Origin of the sequence: Pedobacter sp. KBW06 (genome assembly GCF_003852525.1) — a bacterium.
In the GTDB taxonomy this organism is placed as follows: domain Bacteria; phylum Bacteroidota; class Bacteroidia; order Sphingobacteriales; family Sphingobacteriaceae; genus Pedobacter.
In genome coordinates, this window is sequence record NZ_QAJL01000001.1 from 894,868 (window position 1) to 912,507 (window position 17,640).

The following is a 17,640-nucleotide window of genomic DNA, read 5'->3' on the forward strand; positions in this document are numbered from 1 at the left end:
CAGCCAATTATTTGGCATACCAATATTAAAAGCATATTTTTTCATTACTTTTACTTTGGTTTGAGTTGACTGGTAATAGTTGACAAATTGTTCTTCGGATCCCTCCAAGGAATCCGGAAAGGTTAGCTCAGGCTTCTGCCGGGTTGGTGTATCGAGCACTGCCCGGCTTCTTGTTGAGCGGCCTATAGTTCCCTTAACTTTTCGGTCGTAAAGATTTCCCCATGTGGTCTTTTAAGTTTAGTTAAAATATTAGATTATTTACAGGGGTGGTTAATCCCATCGTCAATGATTCTATTTCAGTTATTGCCTTTCCACGGCATTACAATGATTTGCTTACCTTCTATCTTAAATTTTACAACTTTCGTCCTTTCCAGTATCTTTAAAACTGTCGATACATTCTTAAATTTTGACACCGTCCCTTCAATGCTCTTTTGCTCTACGTTACCCTGGTAAATCACATCTACATTATACCAACGTGAAACCTTTCGCATAATACTTCTGATATTTTCGTTTTCAAACATGAAGTAATTATTCTTCCAGGCCAGTGCCTGCTCCATATTTGCAGGCGATACTTTTATAGCATTATTTGCTAAAGCAGACTGTTCACCAGGTTTTAACACTATAACCTGCTCTGGAATCCCCTCCCCTAGAGAAAGAGAACGAACCTTCACGCTACCTTCAAACAAAGTAGTTTTTGCACTTTCCTCGTCAGTATATGCGTTTATACTGAAATGCGTGCCCAATACTTCTACATCCTGGGTCTGGGTTTTTACGATGAATGGATGTCGATTATCCTTGGTAACTTCAAAATATGCCTCACCGCTGAGTTTAACGCTTCTCACCAATCGATCTTCGTTAGGTGCAAAATCATATGTTAAACTTGAAGCAGAATTAAGCCACACTCTTGTACCATCAGGCAAAGACAACTGATAAACCCCTCCCCGGGGAGTTGTCATTGTAAACGACTTAATTGCCTCCTCTATAACTGAGGTACCATCATCATAAACTATGTTCTCTGCATTAACAACTATACCATTTCTTGCACCACTAAGATTGATATTTTTACCAGATACGGTAAGTATAGCCATGTTTTTCCCTGGAGCAATGTCATTCGCATAGTTTACATCTTTTCGGTTATCAGCTTGTTGAGATGATGTATTGAAGAACCAAATACCGATTACTACTCCCCCGATAACAGCTGCTACAGAAATAATACGAACCCACAATCGGGATGCTTTACGCGTCGAATTGACTTGAACCAACAATCGCTGCCTAATCTGGTCTTTATCAAATGAGGAATAAATTTCTAATTCTTTAACAATACGCTGTCGGTCGTTGAGCTTCTTAAAAATTTGCTGATGCTTTATATCGGCTTTCAGCCATCTATCCAGTTCAGCTTTTTCGGCTTGGTCAAGATCATCTTTTAATGATTTCATGATCAGGCTTGCGTAAAAATAATTGCTGGTGTAGTTTTCCATTATTGGCCCTTTAGAATAAAGACACCTTAATGTTAAAACCGGATAAAGAAAATATTAATTTATTTAAAAAGGAACAGAAAAGCTCCAAACAGTTCGGGTCTCAACTTTATTCTCAATAGTTCCAAGGCCTTTTGTTTTTGCTTTTTTACGGTATTTATCGACATACCTAACTCATCGGCAATTTCCTGATTCTTTTTACCTTCAAAATATCCCATTATAGAAATTTTCCTGTATTGCTCAGGTAGAGAATCAATTGCTAAATGTATCTCTGCAAAGACCTCTGCATTAATCATCCCTTCCATTATATCACCATCAGTGGGCTCATTACCACACTGTTTTTGTGCGTAAGTATTAACAACTTTGTCATGCCGAACTGCATTCAGAGCTGCGTTGTGCACAGTACTATAAAGAAAATTTTTAATGGCGGTTTCATTGTTTGCAACTTCATCGGAAAGTTGCCAATATTTCAAAAACGCATCCTGAGTGATATCTTTGGCTTGTTCTTTATTATCGGTGATCTTAAAACAGAAATAAACCAACCTATCGTAATAAGCATCAAATAATATTTTAAGACTCTTAACTTGCATAACTACAGATATACCTAGTATAAATTTACCGAAAACTTACTGCAATCTTATACATTATATTTGAATTAAGATATGCCTGTTTCTTTTTTTTACAAATTGCAGGGGTCAACCATTTTTGCATACAAAATTTCACAAAAATATGGTTCTAGACTGATGGTGTCTGGATGAAATAATAAACGGTACTGAAAAAAAATCTCTATCATTGCTGTTGTTTTATAAATTTATAGAACTGGGAAGGTAAATGAATGATTATAGTACATACAGCGATTCAGAGCTTGCCACATTACTTGAGGCTGGCGATGAATTGGCATTTAAAGAGATCTATATCAGGTATGACGAACTACTCTTTCTCTACGCTTTTAACAAACTCCGTAACGAAGACGAAGCAAAAGATGCGGTTCAAGACGTATTTTTATGGTTATTCCAAAATAAACAAAGTTTAAATCTTAAAACAACACTTGCAGGATTTCTCTATAAATCAACTTTAAACAAGATCTTTGATATTTTCAGACACAAAAATATAGTAAAAAAATACATCGAAAGCGGCGAACATTTCATAGATACTGATAGTGAAGAAACGGACTATTTAATTCGCGAAAAGGACATTGCATTACTGATTGAAAAGGAGATTAATGCAATGCCTCCAAGGATGAAGGAAGTTTACGAACTGAAGAGAAAGCAATACCTAAGTACCAAAGAAATCGCAACCCAACTAAATATCTCGGAAAACACCGTGTCCAACCACCTTAAAAAAGCCGCTAAGCATTTAAGAACAAAACTGGGAACCATCATTTATATTGTATACGTACTCTAATTCCAACCATCATTCTATTTTTTTTTACAATTGAAAATCAGATAGTTAAAGATATAAACTCATTTTTTTGTTTTTATTTTTAAACACAGTAGCCAATTTACATTTCACAAACGCCTTTGTATTTAAATCGGGAAAATAACTGTACAATACATGGGACGAAAAAACATTAAATCAGTGCTTGAAAGAATCAGTTCTGGAAATTTTAGTCCTGAGGATGAAATCATTGCCAAGTATTGGATTCATCAGCTCCATCCGAATAGGCAATCCGGATATTCCCAAGAGGATATAAAAAGGGTCGGCACCGAAATGTGGGAGGTCATAACTCAAAAAACACAAACCTCTACAGTCAAAAAGATTTCACTATGGCCACGGATCGCTGTCGCAGCAGCAATTATTGCCATTCTATCCATTACAGCACTATTCTTTTATAATCATGTTAAGGAGCCTGTTAGCCAGATCACTATGGAAAATGATTTTGGGCCAGGCAAGGCAGGCGCAACACTAACACTTGCAAATGGTCGCAAAATCACTTTGCGTGATGCCTCCATGGGAGAACTGGCTGAAGAAGATGGTGTAGTAATTAGTAAATCGGCGGATGGACAGGTAGCCTATGAATTAAAAAAAACAGGCATCGGCATGAGTGGAACAAATATCCTTTCTACCGCCAGAGGAGAAACCTACAAGTTGATATTGCCTGACGGGTCCTCTGTATGGTTGAATGCAGCCTCTTCAATCCAATATCCAGCAAATTTCAATTCAGCTGACAAGAGAATTGTTCAGTTGAAGGGAGAGGCATATTTTGAAATAGCTAAGGATAGAAAGCATCCTTTTATAGTAAAGAGTTTTGGCCGGGAGATTGAAGTGTTGGGTACACACTTTAATATCAACGCCTATTCCGACGAATCGAACATAAAGACATCCTTGCTGGAAGGATCTATCCTTATTAGTCAAAAAAACAAACGACAATTACTGAAACCGGGCGAGCAGGCTATTTTATCTGAGGATGAGATAGCGGTTAGAACCGTGAATGTTGATGAAGCGGTCTCCTGGAAAGATGGATATTTTGAATTTCAGGCTGCAGATATCCAAACGGTTATGCGACAGATTTCAAGATGGTATAACGTAGAAGTTCATTACGAAAGGCCGATCAGCAAAGAAACTTTCACAGGCAGAATATCCAGAACAAAAAACATCAGCCAGATATTGGAAATGCTAGAAGCTTCAAAAGCTGTTCATATATCAATCAAAGGAAGGAGGATCATGGTCAATTAAATACTTGAACCACATGACCGGAAAAAAGCTAGCCGTGCTACCAACACGACCAGCAATCGTTCGGATTATGTCAATAAAAATTTTGCAGTCCTATCAACTTAAACCAGACAAACAAACTTAGGTAATATTGCGGATTAAAGCAATATTAACGGTGTTCATCCGCCGCTAAGGTTTGTCATAAACCAGATGAAATGAATATAAAAAAACTATTGCTGATCATGCGACTCACCACCGTCATACTTTTAATGATCATTATGCAGGTCAGTGCGAATTCATTTGCACAGAAAATTACTTTGTCCGAAAAAAATGCGTCTTTGGAGAGCGTATTCAAGAAAATCAGCAAACAAATCGGATACGATTTCCTGGTCACAGGGACCATGCTTCAGGACAGTAAAAGCGTCACTATTAATGTGAAAAATGCAGATTTAATGCAAGTGCTTTACCTGATCTTTAAAGATCAACCCATTGAATACAGGGTGGATGATAAAACTATTATCCTGTTAAAAAAATCAAATTCGACGATGGATAAACTGATATCCCGGTTTTCTTCTATAAACATTCAGGGCAGGGTCATAGATTCTTCCGGATCTGCCCTATCCGGCGCCACAGTAATGATAAAAGGTACGAATATGTCGGTAAGAACTAACGGTGACGGAAATTTTTATCTGGAAAACATTGACGAGAATTCTGTAATTATAATTTCGTATTTAGGCTATGTTACCAGAGAACTAAAAGCCCAGCCGAAAATGGGTCAGATAACGTTATCCCTGGACAGCAAGCGCCTGGAAGAAGTTAACGTAGTAAATACAGGTTACCAGACACTGTCAAAACAGAGGGCAACAGGTTCCTTTTCAAAGCCAGATATGCAGGTTTATCAGGATAGAAGCGGTACCATGGACATTATTGGTCGTTTAGAGGGGTTGGTACCAGGAATGACCGTTATCAATACAACTACAGAAACCGGCGAGACATATAAAACCCCAGTCATCCGGGGAAAGAGTAGTATCGAACTCGATAATTCACCGCTATATGTCGTAAACGGGGTAATCGCAACCAACCTCAACAGTCTTAATCCAAACGATGTAGCGGACATCACTGTTTTGAAAGATGCGGTTGCTGCGGCTATCTGGGGGGCAAAAGCTGCAAACGGAGTTATAGTGATTACAACAAAATCCGGAACTAAAAACCAGAAGCTAAACATCAATTATTCAGGCTTTGTCAACTTCGGGGGTAAACCGGATTTTAACTATGGAAAATTGCTAAATAGCCAGCAGTTCATACAGGCTTCAAAAGAGACATTCGATCCGCAACTTAACCAATGGGATTATTTATACAATTCAGTTATTGCTCCACATGAACTCATTTTGTATAACCAACATCGTGGCTTAATCTCCGATGCTGTTGCAAATAAAAGTCTGGATAGCTTATCGGGTATTAGTAACACCGCTCAAATCAAAGATCTGATGTTTCAGAATGCTATGACGATTAACAATACCTTATCTCTTTCTGGCGGAAATAATCAATATTCTTTCTATGGCTCAGCTTCCTATACAAAAAATAAATCCAACACACCCGGGACAGAAAGCCAGACTTTTGGATTAAACTTTTCACAGGATATTAATATTTCTAAATTCCTTAAAATAGCATTGAATACTAGTTTCTCAGCTGATCCTATTAAGACAAAAAGGCCTGTGATTATCCAGGATAGATTCCTACCTTATCAGTTATTTCAAGATCCTGCGGGGAACCCGATCAACATGCCATATGTTCAAGGATGGTCAGCCGAAGCAAGAGCCGATTTTCAGGCAAGAAGCCGCATCAATCTTGACTATATTCCTCTGAATGAAATCAATTACGGGTATACCCAAGGTAATAATCTTTCTGCGAATCTAGTTGGTAATGCCTGGTTGAAACTACTTCCTGGATTAACCTTTCATGGCACATATGGCTATACTAAAATTCCCGGTACAGTCAGATCTTACGATGACAATAGGCTATATCGTGTTAGAAAAGAATTACTGGGACTAACCGAAGCTGCCTCGGCAGACGTAGAGCCTGTTTACCATTTGCCAACAACAGGGGGCACCTATTCACTTACTCATCGTGATCAACAGAATTATACCCTTAGAAATCAATTGGAGTACGTGCTGAACCCTGCAAAAGGAAGAGACCGTCTGACCTTACAGCTCGGTCAGGAAGCAAATGAACAGCTTTTCAAATCCAGTATTAACACTTTATATGGGTATGATGAAGCCCTGCAGACCTACGCGCAATTGGATTACAACGCGATTAATAGTATTTCTGATCCGGTGGATCCTGAAGGAGGATTTTTTGGTGGGGCAAACCCATTTGTTGAAACAGAAAGTAAAAGCCGTCTTATCTCCTATTTTGCTTTGGCAAGTTATACGCTGAACGAAAAATACAGTCTTGATGCAAGCTGGAGAATAGACCACAGCAATCTAATAGGTTCTGATAAATCTTCACAGAATAAGCCAATTTGGAGTATAGGTGCAAAATGGAATGTAAGTAAGGAAGATTTCATGAAAAATTCGGGGCCACTGAGTGAACTGGGGGTTCGTGCAACTTATGGCATTACCGGAAATTCACCTTTCGTAGGTGCCTCTTCTTCCTATAATATATTATCCAGGGAATTAGGGAACTTCGGAGCCACTTACATTGGAGGTCCGGCTTATTTACTAAGCCGGCCGGCCAACAGAAAACTCAACTGGGAAAGTACACAGACCATAAACCTGGGGGTAGATTTTACTTTATGGAACAGGATAAGCGCAAGTATTGATCTGTATCGTAAAAAAACAACTGATCTTCTGGGGGAACGCAAATCGAATCCATTAACTGGCTACTCAAGTTTTTTAAGCAATATAGGTAATCTTGGAAACCAAGGAGTTGAACTCAGTATTCACAGCCGAAATATCGTCGGCGGATCCTTCGACTGGTCTTCGGATTTTACATTTGCTTACAATAAGAACAAATTGGTTAGTTATAGTGACCCAACCGACTTTGACAAGACGGGCTACAGCAGGATTTATGGGTCCAATGTTGTAGGCTATCCTCTGAATGCCTTGTTTGCTTACCAATATTCTGGGCTAGACAATTTAGGAGATCCAATGATCCGTCTAGCAGATGGTACAGTTACCAAAGAACCTGAGGTGGCAAAAGCAGAAGATGTGGTTTATAAAGGTTCTATAAATCCAAAATTCAGTGGAGGGCTTAACAACAGCCTTAGATACAAAGGATTTGGATTAACAATTAACATGATATACAATCTTGGGCACGTGATGCGAGCTGAGGTAAATGAATTGTTTACAGGCAGACTAACACTAAAAAACCCAGGTCAATTTATAGGTAACATCCCTGCCTTATTTGCAGACCGTTGGAAAGTTCCTGGCGATGAGGCGACAAAAACAATCCCATCTTTTGTTTCAGACGGAGACGAAAGTGCAAGTCGCCGAGATGTAGAGTATTATACCAAAGCACATATCAATGTGGTCAGTGCCTCATATGCAAAAATACGCGACATAACCATATCTTATAGTTTATCGCCTGCTCTGCTTAAAAACTTGAAAATCGCGGGCGTACGCTTTAATGCACAAGCCACAAATTTCATGCTTTGGAAAGCTAATAACAGGGGGCTTGATCCTGAATTCCAGGATTTCTACAGTGGCACGCGCCGGTTGCCACAAAACAGACATACTTTCAGTCTTGGCGCAAACATCACTTTTTAAACATTTAATAAGATGAAAATGTACAACTCTATTAAATTAAAGGCTACCTATATATTGCTGATTACTCTTCTGATTTCTTGTAAAAAAGATTTTATCGAGATTGTTCCTAAAGGAAACCTGATTGCCTCTACGGCAGATGATTATCAATTATTATTAAACAACAATACGTTTTACAATTATGGAATTCAGTCGGGCTGGCATATCCCCATGCTGCTGGGGGATGAATTGGCGGCCGAAGGACTCTACTTTAACTCTACCCAACCGATCGTAAGACGTTCATTTAAATGGGAACCTGTAATCTATGACCCCCTGGTGATCGGCGGCGATTTAAGGGAGTTTTTACGGAACTTGTATACGTGTAATTCTATTATCAATGAAGTAATGGGGGCAGAGGGAAATGTGCCACAAAAAAAATCCGTATACGCACAGGCTCTTGTAACCAGAGCATGGATTTACTTTCAACTGATTAACTTTTATGGTAAACCATATGATGCAGCAACAGCGGCACAGGATCCAGGCTTTCCTCTGATCATCAAGGACGACATCAATCAAAATTCGTTCGACAGAAGCACGGTTAAGGCAGTATACGACTTTATTGTTAAAGATCTGGTCACTGCAATCCCTGATCTTCCAATCCAAAATGGAGTCCGCACCAGGGTGTCAAAAGCTGCTGGTGAAGGATTGCTTGGAAAAGTATATCTTTTTATGGGTAAAAATACAGATGCTTTGACGCAATTAAATGCGGCTATGAGCACAATTGCTTCCCAGACAAACGGACCTCGTCTTTACGATTATAATATAGAACTTGCTCCAGGTGGATCCTTTCTGCCAATCGGTAATTTAGGTCCTGCCGGACCGCTCACCAACATTAACGATTATACAGAATCAGTGTTGTTTAAGACCTTTCCCAATTTCAACAGTGCAAGTTATGGAAACATTGGAATGGTTATTAAGCCGGAAGTAGCTGCCCTATTTGGTGCATCTGATCTGCGGTTGAAGTTTTACACTAACAGAAACCCCAACGGTTCGGTTAATCCCGGCGGCAGACTGCGTAAATATGTAAGATACTCTCGTTTCGGCCTGGAATTACCTGATGTATATATGCTTTTAGCAGAATGCCGCGCAAAACTGAACGACCTCCCAGGTGCAGTGGCAATTTTGGAGGCGTTTCGTAAACACAGGATGCCAGTTATCGATTCTACAGTGCCATCCCCGATTTCAACTAACCGTTCCGCCTTGCTCCGCTTCATATTTGATGAACGAATCAGGGAATATGCCGAAGAAGGCTATCGTTGGTTTGATATGCGCAGACAATCGGTAGATCCTGATTTTGCCGGGCAGGTCTTCACACACCGGGTGTATGCTGTAGATGGGGCAACGGAAACATTTACGCTGGATCAGCCAAACAGACTGGTGTTGAGGATTCCGCAGCCAATTATTGACGCCAATTCGGGTATGCCTAATAATCCCTAGACCTGATAACGCTCAATACCTGTCTCATCTATCCGGAAGAAAATCTAGAAGGTGATGAGACAGGTATGTTTTAAATTTTATAATAAACCCAAAGAAAAAATGAATAAAAGTTTAGTAAAGATTGAACATCTGTCACACCGATATGGCAAAGACTGGGCAATTCAGGATATTAATTTTGAAATTGACGAAGTTGGAGTATTGGGCCTGCTCGGATCCAACGGAGCAGGAAAATCCACCACAATGAACATCCTTTGTGGGGTACTGAAACAAACTTCGGGCAAAGTATTGATCGATGGGATGGATCTGGCGAAAAACCCGGAATTAACAAAACGCTTGTTAGGCTTTCTTCCTCAAAATGCACCTTTATATTATGACTTTACAGTAGATGAATACCTGAACTATTGCGCATACTTGCGAGACATTGACAAAAAGAACGTCCGAAAAGCGGTAGATGAAGTAAAGGAAAAATGTGGCGTGACACATTTTAGCAAAAGACTACTCAGTAACCTCTCTGGAGGTTATCGCCAGCGCGTAGGTATTGCACAAGCCATCATCCATAAGCCAAAACTGGTTGTACTGGACGAACCTACCAACGGACTTGACCCAAACCAAATTTTGGAAGTCCGTAACCTTATTAAAGAGATAGCCGAAGAAAGGTCAGTCATTTTCTCTACCCATATTCTTTCCGAGGTTCAAGCTACCTGTAAAAAGATAAGAATGATCGAAAAAGGGAAAATGGTATTTGCTGATACTATAGAAGCTTTTAACAATTACATCCAACCAGATGCAATGCTCGTTAATATGCTAAATCCGCCAACCACCGACGAATTAATGAGGATTCCCGGGGTATCATCTGTAGAATGGATTTCAGAGCAAAACCTTAGGATAAGATTTAAACCAAACTACCCGATTTCTGAAAAAATTGTAGAGCAGAGCGTTCAGCAGGGCTGGCATCTGACAGAACTCATACTTGAGAAGAGCTCAATGGAAGAAATATTTGCCCAGCTATCCAACAAAGCTAAATCCCGACACCATGACTAAAATCGTTAAAATTGCCGGAGCAGAATTGAAAGTCTTATTCTATTCCCCAATCGCATGGCTGGTGCTGGTTATATTTACTGTTCATAATGGGATCAATTTTTTTGAACTGCTTGGTTCTTTAAGGAAACAGTTGCTATTAGGCGATAACATCTCCATGATCACTGCAGAAGTCTTTAGTGGAATCTTCGGTCTTTTTACTAAAGCTCAGGACCATCTTTATCTGTATTTTCCATTATTAACTATGGGACTGATGAGTCGTGAAACCAGTAGCGGCTCGATTAAACTCTTATTATCTTCTCCCGTAAAGATCAGAGAGATCATTATCGGAAAATATCTGGCAATGGTAATCTATTCACTGCTATTGATATCCTTATTGTTGTGTTATGTACTAGCGGGCTTTATCGCGATTAAAGACATCGATTATACCTTGATTATCTCCGGACTCATGGGATTATTCCTGCTCATGTGTACCTTTTCAGCGATTGGACTATTCCTGTCTACTCTTACCTCCTATCAGGTAGTTGCAGCGATTGGTACGCTTGTGGCTCTGGGAGGACTGCAATATATCGGGAGGGTTTGGCAAGGGACAGATATCTTGAGAGACATTACCAGCTTTTTGTCCATATCATCCAAATCAAGCATCATGATCGGCGGTATGCTGACAAGCAGGGATATCTTATACTATTTGCTGATTATAACCTTATTTCTTTGTTTCAGCCTTTTTCGACTTCAATCCTTTTTAGAGCGAAAACATCCTTACTATGTAGCCGGTAAATACATTGTCATTATCCTAACCGTATTGCTGCTGGGGTATACAGCCGCCAGACCAGCATTTATTTATTATAAAGATATGACTACGAACAAAGTAAGGACTATCTCATTAAATAGCCAGAGAATAGCCAAGCAAATCAAAGGAGAATTAAATATCGTCACTTATGTAAACCTACTCAGCAGCCAGTTTCAATATGGCATGCCTGAATCAAGGAACCAAGATCTTGAGTCTGTTGAAGGGTTCAGACGATTCATTCCTGGGCTTAAGATGAGCTATGTATATTACTATGACTATTCTTCTGCCCCCGGAATTTCACGGAATTTCATCAAAGGCCCCGGAGTTGACTTATCTAAGGGGGCCAAGCGTATGGCAGATTCAATGCAACTCGACATCAAAAAATTTCTGATGCCATCGGAAATCAAAAAACAAATAGATCTTAGTGGAGAAGACAATAGACTAATCAGACGTTTGAGCTACAATGGAAAGTACACCTTTCTTCGTTTCTACAGCGACATGATTATTATCCCCACAGAGCAGGAAATGGCTAATGCACTGCAACGCCTGCTCATCCCCCCCCCACTCATTACTTTTATAAAGTCAAATTCTGAACGTAGCCCTTATAAACTGGGTGACAAAGGATATGCAACATTTTTTAGCCGTAAGGACTACAGGAGTGCTTTGATCAACTGCGGATTTGATTTGGCAGAAGTCGATTTAAAGAAATCTACTATCCCGGAAAAGACAACAATATTGGTTTTAATTGACCCTGAAGCTCCTTTATTGCACACTGAACAGAAAAAGATTGAAGAATATATCTCCAGGGGTGGCCATATGATTATTGCCGGCGAACCGGGAAGGCAGGACTTAATCAATCCAGTTTTGCAGTCCGTTGGTATTGCTATGAAAGCTGTAAAAGTCATAGATACCACAAATGCTTCCCCGGAAATTATTTCCGCTAAGTTCGCTCCAGGCTCGTATGCCATAGATACTATTCTGCCCAAATTAGCGGCGTTTAATGCTAGTGTTGCCATGCCCGGGGTAGCGGAATTGAATGTAAAAAGTATCAGGGGTGTTATCACTGATACTATAATGAATAATCCGGCGGATCAAATGCCACTTATGGTTGCAGTTCGCAGAAAACTGGGCCATAAAGAACAACGTATTCTGGTGAGTGGAGATGCAGACTTTATTAGCAATGCAGGACTGATGCGTCGAAGTAATGGCACGCCATTTTTAGGACGGCAGCTCTTCAGCTGGTTAACGATGGGAGAATTCCCTGTTGATATTGACAGACCTGAGGCAAAGGATACTCAAATTAAGGTTAGCCGTAAAACCCTCACAATCCTTAAACTCTCTATTGTCTGGATACTTCCTGCGCTATTGATTGCATATGGCACCTATATGTTAACCAACCGAAAAAGAAAATAATGAATAAGATATATAAAATCGCACAAGCAGAACTCAAAAGTTTGTTTTACTCACCAATTGCTTGGCTCTCACTTGCTATATTCGCAGGGCAATCAGCTTTTAGTTTTCTCCAGGCTCTTGAAATGTACCGAGCTAACCTGGCCATGGGAATAGAGAAGACCTCTATGATCACAGGGGAAGTGTTCTCCAAGGGACTTTTCAGCAACGTTGCGGCACATTTGTACCTGTATATGCCCCTACTGACAATGGGTTTGATGAGTAGAGAAACCAGTAGCGGATCGATAAAGCTACTACAGTCAGCCCCTGTAAAAATAAAGGAGATCATCCTGGGAAAATATCTTGCAATGATGAGTTATGGCATACTAATGCTACTAATCCTGTTTGTATATTGTCTCATAGGATTTTTCACCATTAAATCGATGGATATCCCGTTATTGATTCCCGGCTTGTTGTCTATTTATTTACTGCTTTGTACATATGTGGCCATCGGACTTTTTCTCTCCTGCCTGACAAATTACCAGGTAGTAGCCGCAGTCTGCACCCTGGCGGCTTTCGCCGCATTAAATTTCATCGGCACTGTAGGACAGGAAATTGACTTTATTCGTGATCTGACCAGTGTTCTTTCCATTTCAGGAAGAACCTACCTGATGATTACAGGTCTTCTTTCCACTAAAGATGTGATCTACTTTATATTGATTATCATTCTTTTTCTATGCCTCAGCATCTTTCGTTTGGAGTCAGAGCGTGAATTCAAATCCATCATATTCGTCACCGGAAAATATGCGCTCTTATTTACTGTTGTAATCGGAATCGGGTATTTAACATCCAGGCCATCACTAGTCTTTTACAAGGATATGACCGTAACAAAGTCACTGACACTCACCCCCAACAGCCTAAAGATTGTCGAACAGATTCGAGGGCCTTTCCGAGTCACGACTTATGTGAACCTGTTAAGTGGAAACCTGGATATCGGCTTACCGGCAAACCGCAATTCGGATTCAGAACAGCTATTAGACTATCAACGACTTATTCCAGGATTTCAGCATCGTTATGTCTACTATTATGACTATTCATCCGATAAAGGCACTTCCCGTAACTTTGTTAAAGGTCCAGACGATGATCTTGAGGCCAGCGCTAGCAAGTTCGCCGAAACGTTAGATCTGGATATTACTGATTTCCTTCCCCCGGTAAAGATTAGAAAATTAGTCAATCTCAAAGATGAGGATAATAAACTAATCAGGAGGCTAGAATATAATGGAAAATCAACATTTCTCCGCTTTTTTGGTGATCCGGAACGCTACGCTGGAGAAGCAGAAATTACAGCAGCAATCAGCCGGTTGATTACTGACGCGCCTAGAATCGCCTTTATGACAGGCCACAAGGAAAGAGACATTTACAAAGGAGGCGACAAAGACTATAATGTAGTGACTCAGAAAGATTTCAGAAAATCACTGGTAAATCAGGGATTTGACATTTTTAATCTGGATCTAAGAACGGCCAATATTCCCGAAGATCTTGCAGCTCTTGTGCTGGCAGATCCCAGTGTTCCCTTAAGCATAGAGACACAACGGAAAATATTAACTTACCTAAAAGCTGGTGGGAATATGTTTATTGCGGCAGAGCCCGGGAAAAGAATGCTACTTAACCCTATTCTGGCTGCTGTTGGTTTAACAATTAGCGATAGTGCGGTGGTAAATCAAACTTCAGACTATGCTCCGGATCTAATCTTTGGAAAGTTCGCAGACCATGCTGATATGATAGACAGCAACTTCAAATTCCTGAAGACATTCAATGCAGCAGTCGTTATGAATGGATCTGCCGCAATTAAAACTCTGCCAGGTAGTGATTTCAAAGCGGAATCTGTATTAGTTAGTCCAGTAACAGCAACATTGGATAAAAATGATATTGAAAAAGGTAGCCTGCCGCTGATGATGGCAATGACCAGAAAACAGAAAGACAAAGAACAACGTATCATTGTATCCGGTGACGCAGATTTTATGAGCAACATTGGATTACAAAGAGAGCAAGCAGCAAATTTTAATTTAATGACGGGAATTTTCAAATGGTTTAGCGATGGCAAATTACCAATTGATACGCGCAGACCCGAAGCACCGGACAACAGAGTATTGGCAAGCAATGAATCAATCTCTCTGTTAAAAATGCTCATGGTATGGGTAGCTCCTGGTCTGATACTGGCATTCGGAGCAGGTATTTTGACACTGAGAAAAAGACGTTAAAAACTTATTTTACAATTCATTAATTATAATAGTGTCATAAAAATCACCGAGCTAGAGCAAATACCAGAATTGATTTAGAAATACCTAATATTTAATTTAGATTTGCCTAAATAAATAGTTCAATAAAAACATACTTCTAAAATGACGTTAACACAGCTAAAATACATAGTCGCTATTGACACCTACCGTCACTTTGGCACAGCGGCGGAAAAAACTTTTGTTTCTCAGCCAACATTAAGCATGCAGGTTCAAAAAGCTGAGGATGAGTTAGGCGCTAAACTCTTCGATCGAAGTAAACAGCCTGTTGTACCTACTCAATTGGGTACTGAAGTAATTGAACAAGCGAGAAAGGTTCTTGCGGAAATGGAGATTCTAGATCAGATGGTACAGATTAGATTAGGGGTAATAGCTGGCCAATTAAAGATTGGGGTCATTCCAACATTGGCCCCATATCTGCTTCCCTTATTTATACAGTCCTTCACCGATAGGTACCCTGGTGTAAAACTGATCATGAGCGAGCTCACTACTGAAATGATTATTGCCAATTTGCGTAGTGGAAAAATTGACATCGGAATTCTCGTTACACCTTTACAGGAAGCAGGGATAAAGGAATTTCCGTTATTTTATGAAAAATTACTGGCCTACGTATCCAAAAAGCACATTTCGGATGGAAAATCCTGCATTGCACCTTCAGATATTGATCCTAAAAAACTATGGTTACTAGAAGAAGGGCATTGCTTCAGAAGTCAGATTATGAACATTTGTGCACTGAAATATTCAGCTCAGGATCAGGTGAAGCTCATCTATGAATCCGGTAGTATTGAAACCCTCAGAAGAATGATAGATACAAACGATGGTATAACAATCATTCCTGAACTAGCCACAATTGATATGAACACGGAACAGTTAGGTCGTGTCCGTCATTTCCAGGAACCGGAACCTATGAGAGAAGTCAGTATAGTAGTACACCGGGACTATATCAAGAAAAAATTGATATCCATACTTACCGAAGAGATCAGAGCTTGTCTTCCTGATAATATCAGGAACAATACAGACAGTAATACCATTCCAATATCCAAACCACAATATCAACAATAACTTAGCTGAATCAACTTCCCATATTTATTTGTTCTTCAACACAGGCAACATCTAAAACTTCAGGAGTAAATTCCGGTGTACTTTCTGATACCAGCCCTAATAATGCATCGATCCAAATGGGTGAATCATTTAGACTCTCCACTAGTTGCAGATGTTCTCCACCATAAGTTTTGAACTCCTCTGCATATTCCACACTGATTTCGTGAAGCGTCTCCAAGCAATCAGCGACGAAAGCTGGGCAAAACACCAATACGCGTTTTTTCCCTGCCGCAGCTAATTCCCTGATTATATCACTGGTGTAAGGACGTACCCAGGGTATATTCCCCAGACGTGACTGGAAACTAACGGTATATTTTTCTTTAGGCAAATTGAGCTTTAAAGCAATTAGCCTTGCGGTATCATGCGATTGCGCTGCATAACAAAACTTATTGATGTTATTTAAACCACTGCAGCATCCATTTTTCTGAAGACAGTACCCCTTGGTCTGATCACATTTTCTTAGCTGTCGTTCAGGTAAACCATGAAAACTAAACAACACATGATCATAGCTTGCAGGTACATGAACTCTTCCTTTTTCTGCAAATGCCTCGATCATCAAATCATTGGCATGGAAAGATTGTACGAAAGACAACTGAGGTATGGTCTCCCAATCGGCCACAAGCTTCATCACTTTTTCATACACGGAACCTGTGCTCGCAGAGGAATACTGCGGAAATAAAGCAATAACACGTATTTCGCTAACCAATGCATTCCGAAATTTTTTTAATGCCTCCTCTATAGAGGGATTTTGATAACGCATGGCCATTTCTACCATATAACTGTCTCCCAGTCGCTGCTGCAAGGCTTCCCGTTGCAAAATGCTATAATGCTTTAACGGTGATCCTGTATGTTGGTCCCAAATCCTACGATAATATCTAGCCGATTTAGCCGACCTGAAAGGAACAATTGCCCCCTTCACCAATAGGCTTCGCCAAAGTGCATTGACATCAATTACACGTGGATCCATTAAAAATTCTTTCAGATACCTACTCACATCAAGTGTAGACGGACTGTCTGGGGTCCCCAGATTCACAAGTAAAACTCCTATTTTTTTCATATGATTATTTCTTTTCTTCATATTTGATTTCAAAGGCAGAAAAACATACTTACATCTATTTCAACAAGTTAGCTATTTCATGATTTTCCTGGTTAAGCGCATAATCTAATGCATTTTTGCCTCTTCTATCTCGCAGATTTTTATCGGCTCCTTTCTTCAGCAGGAACCTCACAATCTTTTCATGGCCAAAAGTTGAGCTAAAAATCAATGCCGTGGCTCCGTTGTGATTCACGAGGTTGAGATCAGCTTTATAAGCGTGTAATAAGATGACTATTTCCAAATATCCTCTGAAACATGCGCCCTGCATTGCAGTATTGCCCGAACGATCCTGGGCATCGACTGCCGCACCATGTTCTAATAAAAGTTTTGCAGCTTCCAGGTTTCCATTGTAAACCGCTATTATCAAAGGTGTAGAACCTCTTGAATCTGTTGTGTCTATCTTATTTCCCGAATTTAAAAAATGAACAAGTCCTACTGTATCGTTATTGCGTGCTGCGCTAAAAATATCCTGGGAAAATGAAGTTGCTGTTTTGCAAAAAACCAGCATAATAGTGAGTATTAGGTATTTCATGATTGGTACAACCGTCTTTCCGGTCCGTCT

Annotated in this window: 12 protein-coding genes; 8 read left to right on the plus strand and 4 right to left on the minus strand. The window is 40.0% G+C overall.

The window, feature by feature from the left end; genetic code table 11:
* Nucleotides 1-296: 296 nt before the first annotated feature.
* Nucleotides 297-1,478 (minus strand): FecR family protein, encoded by a 1,182-nt coding sequence (locus DBR43_RS03475; protein WP_124577937.1) that lies wholly within the window; start codon nt 1,476-1,478, stop codon nt 297-299.
* Between the two features lie 59 nt (nt 1,479-1,537).
* A complete protein-coding gene (locus tag DBR43_RS03480; RefSeq protein ID WP_124577939.1) occupies nt 1,538-2,065 on the minus strand; it encodes an RNA polymerase sigma-70 factor in 528 nt (175 codons plus the stop codon).
* 241 nt (nt 2,066-2,306) lie between these two features.
* On the opposite strand from DBR43_RS03480, the gene DBR43_RS03485 reads away from it, so the two are divergent.
* The 8 genes from DBR43_RS03485 to DBR43_RS03520 all read left to right on the plus strand — a co-directional run bounded on the left by DBR43_RS03485 (nt 2,307) and on the right by DBR43_RS03520 (nt 15,943).
* Entirely contained in the window at nt 2,307-2,879 is a 573-nt protein-coding gene (locus tag DBR43_RS03485; protein WP_124577941.1) for an RNA polymerase sigma factor, read from the plus strand.
* Between the two features lie 150 nt (nt 2,880-3,029).
* A complete protein-coding gene (locus DBR43_RS03490; protein ID WP_124577942.1) occupies nt 3,030-4,151 on the plus strand; it encodes a FecR family protein in 1,122 nt (373 codons plus the stop codon).
* Between the two features lie 191 nt (nt 4,152-4,342).
* Nucleotides 4,343-7,894 carry a SusC/RagA family TonB-linked outer membrane protein gene (locus DBR43_RS03495; protein WP_124577944.1) on the plus strand — a complete coding sequence of 1,184 codons (3,552 nt, stop codon included), beginning with the start codon at nt 4,343-4,345 and terminating at the stop codon, nt 7,892-7,894.
* Nucleotides 7,895-7,906: 12 nt separating this feature from the next.
* A complete protein-coding gene (locus tag DBR43_RS03500) occupies nt 7,907-9,367 on the plus strand; it encodes a RagB/SusD family nutrient uptake outer membrane protein (protein ID WP_199756946.1) in 1,461 nt (486 codons plus the stop codon).
* A gap of 99 nt (nt 9,368-9,466) precedes the next feature.
* The gene (locus DBR43_RS03505) at nt 9,467-10,408 is read left to right on the plus strand and encodes an ABC transporter ATP-binding protein (RefSeq protein ID WP_124577946.1); all 942 of its coding nucleotides are present in this window, start codon (nt 9,467-9,469) and stop codon (nt 10,406-10,408) included.
* Nucleotides 10,401-12,608, plus strand: a complete 2,208-nt coding sequence (locus DBR43_RS03510) for a Gldg family protein (protein ID WP_124577948.1) — start codon at nt 10,401-10,403, stop codon at nt 12,606-12,608. Before DBR43_RS03505 ends, DBR43_RS03510 begins: the two co-directional genes overlap by 8 nt.
* Nucleotides 12,608-14,845, plus strand: coding sequence for a Gldg family protein (locus tag DBR43_RS03515; RefSeq protein ID WP_124577950.1), 2,238 nt, complete (start codon nt 12,608-12,610; stop codon nt 14,843-14,845). Before DBR43_RS03510 ends, DBR43_RS03515 begins: the two co-directional genes overlap by 1 nt.
* A 141-nt stretch (nt 14,846-14,986) precedes the next feature.
* The gene (locus DBR43_RS03520) at nt 14,987-15,943 is read left to right on the plus strand and encodes a hydrogen peroxide-inducible genes activator (RefSeq protein WP_124577952.1); all 957 of its coding nucleotides are present in this window, start codon (nt 14,987-14,989) and stop codon (nt 15,941-15,943) included.
* Between the two features lie 10 nt (nt 15,944-15,953).
* Here the strand turns inward: DBR43_RS03520 and hemH are convergent, their stop codons facing one another.
* Together hemH and DBR43_RS03530 are read right to left on the minus strand one after the other, a co-directional pair.
* Nucleotides 15,954-17,039, minus strand: coding sequence for a ferrochelatase (gene hemH / locus DBR43_RS03525; RefSeq protein ID WP_124580427.1), 1,086 nt, complete (start codon nt 17,037-17,039; stop codon nt 15,954-15,956).
* A 55-nt stretch (nt 17,040-17,094) separates the two neighbouring features.
* Nucleotides 17,095-17,610, minus strand: a complete 516-nt coding sequence (locus tag DBR43_RS03530; protein ID WP_124577954.1) for an ankyrin repeat domain-containing protein — start codon at nt 17,608-17,610, stop codon at nt 17,095-17,097.
* Nucleotides 17,611-17,640 lie beyond the last annotated feature (30 nt).

What these genes read in the sequence shown, in the direction of transcription:
- DBR43_RS03480 (WP_124577939.1), bottom strand. Translation starts at nt 2,065, where the DNA reads ATGCAAGTTAAGAGTCTTAAAATATTATTTGATGCTTATTACGATAGG.
- hemH (WP_124580427.1), bottom strand. Translation starts at nt 17,039, where the DNA reads ATGAAAAAAATAGGAGTTTTACTTGTGAATCTGGGGACCCCAGACAGT.
- DBR43_RS03510 (WP_124577948.1), top strand. Translation starts at nt 10,401, where the DNA reads ATGACTAAAATCGTTAAAATTGCCGGAGCAGAATTGAAAGTCTTATTC.
- DBR43_RS03515 (WP_124577950.1), top strand. Translation starts at nt 12,608, where the DNA reads ATGAATAAGATATATAAAATCGCACAAGCAGAACTCAAAAGTTTGTTT.
- DBR43_RS03530 (WP_124577954.1), bottom strand. Translation starts at nt 17,610, where the DNA reads ATGAAATACCTAATACTCACTATTATGCTGGTTTTTTGCAAAACAGCA.
- DBR43_RS03475 (WP_124577937.1), bottom strand. Translation starts at nt 1,478, where the DNA reads ATGGAAAACTACACCAGCAATTATTTTTACGCAAGCCTGATCATGAAA.
- DBR43_RS03485 (WP_124577941.1), top strand. Translation starts at nt 2,307, where the DNA reads ATGAATGATTATAGTACATACAGCGATTCAGAGCTTGCCACATTACTT.
- DBR43_RS03500 (WP_199756946.1), top strand. Translation starts at nt 7,907, where the DNA reads ATGAAAATGTACAACTCTATTAAATTAAAGGCTACCTATATATTGCTG.
- DBR43_RS03505 (WP_124577946.1), top strand. Translation starts at nt 9,467, where the DNA reads ATGAATAAAAGTTTAGTAAAGATTGAACATCTGTCACACCGATATGGC.
- DBR43_RS03520 (WP_124577952.1), top strand. Translation starts at nt 14,987, where the DNA reads ATGACGTTAACACAGCTAAAATACATAGTCGCTATTGACACCTACCGT.
- DBR43_RS03490 (WP_124577942.1), top strand. Translation starts at nt 3,030, where the DNA reads ATGGGACGAAAAAACATTAAATCAGTGCTTGAAAGAATCAGTTCTGGA.
- DBR43_RS03495 (WP_124577944.1), top strand. Translation starts at nt 4,343, where the DNA reads ATGAATATAAAAAAACTATTGCTGATCATGCGACTCACCACCGTCATA.